The 1,640-nt window shown below is 65.4% G+C and carries 1 protein-coding gene and 1 pseudogene; one reads left to right on the top strand and one right to left on the bottom strand.

From position 1 onward, the window contains the following. Nucleotides 1-80: 80 nt before the first annotated feature. The gene (locus ACFWW8_RS38570; RefSeq protein WP_386537606.1) at nt 81-1,091 is read right to left on the bottom strand and encodes an IS30 family transposase; all 1,011 of its coding nucleotides are present in this window, start codon (nt 1,089-1,091) and stop codon (nt 81-83) included. A 199-nt stretch (nt 1,092-1,290) separates the two neighbouring features. On the opposite strand from ACFWW8_RS38570, the pseudogene ACFWW8_RS38565 reads away from it, so the two are divergent. After that, nucleotides 1,291-1,640, top strand: a pseudogene (locus tag ACFWW8_RS38565) (transposase); the annotation flags it as partial.

Genomic DNA, 1,640 nt, shown 5'->3' with positions numbered 1-1,640 from the left:
ACCGATTCGGTGATGGAGGGCATGGCCGAATGGCAGGCCCGCCCGCTCGACCGCGGGCGGTTTCCATCAGTGATTGCGAATCAGCTGGTCAATGGTCCTGTCAGCCATCCTCGCATGGCCTCGGCGGGTGTCTTGTCGCCGAGGACCAGACGGGGCCTGCGAATCAGTTGGCCGGCAACATCGCGGAGGTCACGGGCGGTGTGGACGGACAGATCGCTGCCCTTGGGGAAGTGCTGCCGCAGCAGCCCGTTCGTGTTCTCGTTCATCCCACGCTGCCAGGGTGAGTGCGGGTCGCAGAAGTAGATCCGGAAGCCGGTGACTGCCTCGATGTCCTCGTGCAGGGTCAGCTCACGGCCCTGGTCCCAGGTGAGTGACTTTCGCATCTGGGGCGAATACCCGCGGTCTGCGCGATGAGCGCGTCGCGGACCTGCGGGGGCCTTCCAGCCGTGCGGCAAGTGGATGAGCTGGACGTGGCGGATGGTCCGCTCCACCAGCGTGCCGATCGCTGAGCCCTGGCCCCGTCCGATGATGAGGTCGCCCTCCCAATGCCCGGCAATCACAGGGTCGTTGACCTCGGTTGACCGCTGATGGATCAGCGTCATGTTCTTGATCTTGTTCAGCGTTGGGACGCCTCGTCGCTGCTTCTTGCGGCGGGTGCGACCGGTGCGGATCTTGCCGGGGCGGCTGCCAAGCAGGCCGGCGAACAGGGCTCGGTAGATCGTCTCAGTGCAGGCCCGCATCGCCGGATCGCCTGCATGGGTGCGGGTGAGGAAGCGCGAGATCTGCTGGGGTGACCACTTGTCGGTGAGCTTCTCGCGGACGAGGGTGCGTAGGGGCTCTGAGCCGCGGATCTTCTCCCCCTTGGGACGGTGTCTGCGCAGGAGGGCCTGGTTGTGGGCCCACCAGGGTTGGTAGCCGATGCCGGGCCTGCTGCCTCGCTCGATCTCCCGGTAGACGGTCTGGAAGCTCTTGCCGACGGAGATGGCGATGTCCTTCACGTTCCGTTTCGCGTGCAGGCCGTCGGCTATGGCGATGCGATCGTCCTGAGTGAGGAAACGCGGTGATATCGGGCCTGGGTCTGGAACGATCATGCCTCCAGCTTCCAGAAACCACTTGGAGCCGCAGCTGGTGGACACCCCCACTGCCCGGGCGGCTGCCGCACCCTTGCGGCCCTCCCTCACCAGCTCGAAGTACCTCTTCTTCACCGAGGTCGGCATCCTGTTCGGGCGTATCTGGGCATCCGAACATCCCTCTCCGGAAACGTTCGCAACCACCGATAGAACTCAAGCCGTCTATCCGGTGGTCTTCATCGACTGCATCAACGTGAAGATCCGCGAGGGCCAGGTCGCCAACCGGCCCGTCTGTATGGCCCTTGCGGTCACGGCCGAAGGTCACCGCGACATCCTCGGCCTGTGGGCCGGCGGTGAGGGCGGCGAAGGCGCCAAACACTGGCTCCGTGTCCTGACCGAGCTGAAGAACCGCGGCGTCGAAGACGTGCTGATGCTGGTCTGCGACGGTTTGAAGGGCCTGCCCGACGCGGTCGGCGAGGTCTGGCCCAGAACGGTCGTGCAGACCTGCGTCGTCTATCTGCTGCGGGCGTCGTTCCGCTATGCCGGCCGCCAGGACTGGGACAAGATCAC

It is taken from the genome of Streptomyces sp. NPDC058701 (genome assembly GCF_042715295.1).
Classification (GTDB): Bacteria; Actinomycetota; Actinomycetes; order Streptomycetales; family Streptomycetaceae; genus Streptomyces.
The sequence above is the reverse complement of the archived record's forward strand: the minus strand, read 5'-3'. Positions and strand labels throughout refer to the sequence as shown.